Source organism: Thiohalocapsa sp. (assembly GCF_019695415.1).
GTDB lineage: Bacteria > Pseudomonadota > Gammaproteobacteria > Chromatiales > Chromatiaceae > Thiohalocapsa.
On sequence record NZ_JAIFKJ010000187.1, the window covers coordinates 1 to 2,320 of the forward strand.

Sequence of the window (2,320 nt, forward strand, 5' to 3'; positions counted from 1 at the left end):
AATCGGCGCTTCCCTAGTCGCCCCTTCGCCGCGTTTGCGCTTCCACCGAACACGTTTTGGGCTATTGGGCGCAGAAAGGAGGCAGTGAATACGCTGCGTCCTTATCTAACCTCTACTCATCGGTAATCCACCATTTTCTTAATTTGACAAATAGCTTGTTTATTAATCTGCCTTTCAATGAACTAGTGAAAAACCTCTATTGATAATTGTCAATCATCGGTGATTGCAGGTTCTTGCATTGTTGAAAATACGGAGTGATTCTGCGAAAAGAGGAAGGCAGTGCGCGGCTCTTTTAATCGCTGCTTTGATGTGTATCAAGTTCCGGGCGAAGGGCGAATTCTCAATCGCGTTTTTGCAATTACAGTTATTCCCACGGCAGGGCCGGAGCCGGTTCTACGCACGGTTCAGCTCTGTTTTTACGAGAAAAACCGGAGTGTAGGCCCGCTCACGCTGGATCGGGTCGGCCGTCTGAGGCTCCGGTCTGGAGGCAGCCCTATCGCAGGGCGCGCACCCGACACGAGCGTACACGATCGTAAACGGAGGATCTCCGATGGCCTATGAACCAACCTTGGGCGACATTCTGCGCAGCCAAGGTGTGAGCCGCCGAGCCTTTCTGCAGTTTTGCTCGGCCACGGCGTCCGCAATGGCGCTTCCGGCCGCCACCGCCGCGGCCATGGCGGAAGCCCTATCCGAGGCACGCCGGCCATCGGTGATCTGGCTGTCATTCCAGGAATGCACAGGCTGTACCGAGGCCTTGACCCGCTCACATGCACCGACCATCGAGAACCTGCTGTTCAATTTCATTTCGCTGGACTATCACCACACCCTGCAGGCGGCCGCAGGCGACGCTGCGGAGCACGCCCTCGAAGAGGCCATGCAGGCGAATAAGGGCAAATACCTGGTGCTGGTGGACGGCTCCATCCCGTTGCTGGAGTACTGCTCCACGGTGGCGGGCCACAGTAACAAAGAGACACTGGAGCACGTCTGTGCCGACGCGGCCGCTGTCATCAACATTGGTACCTGCTCCGCCTACGGCGGCATCCCGATGGCCAAGCCCAACCCCACCAGGGCGGTCGCGACCGGCGACATCATCAAGGACAAGCCCATCATCAACGTGCCGGGCTGCCCGCCCATGCCGCTCGCCATCACCGGCGTCATCGCCCAGTACTTGACCATGGGCAAGCTGCCGGAGGTCGACCACCTGGGGCGCCCCGTGGCCTTCTTCGGCGAGAACATCCACGACCGCTGCTACCGACGGCCCTTCTATGACCGCGGCCAGTTCGCCGAGACCTTCGACGACGAGGGCGCGCGCAAGGGCTGGTGCCTGTACAAGCTCGGCTGCAAGGCGCCCGTGGCCTACAACGCCTGTGCGCACATCAAATGGAACAATGGGGTCAGTTTCCCGATCCAGTCGGGACACGGCTGCATTGGCTGCTCCGAGCCCGGTTTCTGGGATATGGGCGGCGTTTATGAGTCCGTTGCCAAGGGCAACTTCGGCGACGGTGCCAAGCTCGGCGCGGCGGCCGTGGCCGGGGCCGCGCTCGGTGCCGGTGCTGCGGTGCTGGCGCGGCGCAAGAAACGCGAGGTTCACGAGGAGGAGGCGACGGAGGGCTGACGGACCACCGCCCGGCGGCACCGACAGGGCCGGCCGCCAGCCCATGCTGGGGTCGAGCACCTGTCGGTGACCGCCGCGGCGCACTCCGCCTGCTTAACGACAAGGGGTCAGACGAGCCCAAACGACAGCGTAAGCCACCAAAGAGCCCATGCAACACAGCAAAACAACCCACTTGGGCCATCCACCGGAGGAAACTGACCAATGACACTCCTCGACTTCGCCCGCGGACCGGCGATACATGCCTCGCTGATCATCCTGGTCGCCGGCATCTTCCTGCGCCTGGTGGGCGTGCTGGTGCTGACCCGCGGCGCCGACCTCTCACGGCCCAGGGACGCCTTCGGCAACTTCAAAGGTTATCGCACGGTGTTCAGCCGTGCCTGGCCCGCCAGCGAGTTCAATGCCGCCACCATCTACCAGACGGTGATGGCCTACATCTTCCACATCGCCACGCTCCTGGTGGTGGTGGGCATCGTGCCGCACATCGAGTTCATCACCAGCCTCACCGGCGTGTCCTGGCCCGGGCTGCCGACCTTCATCGGTGTGGCGCCCGGCCCCATCGCCCTGGTGTCGCTGCTTGCGCTCATCGCGCGGCGGTTTATGCCCCCCGCCCTCCACAACCCCACCGTCGCCGACTATGTCCCCTGGATCATCGCACCCACGCCGTTGGCTACCGGCCTGACTGCCCTCCCCCCCCGCGGGCCGCCC

Annotated in this window: 2 protein-coding genes; both read left to right on the forward strand. The window is 62.7% G+C overall.

What is annotated here, in order from left to right; translation table 11 throughout:
* Positions 1-550 precede the first annotated feature (550 nt).
* Positions 551-1,615, forward strand: a complete 1,065-nt coding sequence (locus I6U14_RS05245) for a hydrogenase small subunit (RefSeq protein WP_296897460.1) — start codon at positions 551-553, stop codon at positions 1,613-1,615.
* Positions 1,616-1,816: 201 nt separating this feature from the next.
* Positions 1,817-2,320 (forward strand): nitrate reductase (locus I6U14_RS05250; RefSeq protein ID WP_296897462.1); only part of this gene is annotated, 504 nt, incomplete at its 3' end.

Excerpts from the sequence above, each read along its gene's own strand:
- I6U14_RS05245 (WP_296897460.1), top strand. The coding sequence starts at position 551 with ATGGCCTATGAACCAACCTTGGGCGACATTCTGCGCAGCCAAGGTGTG.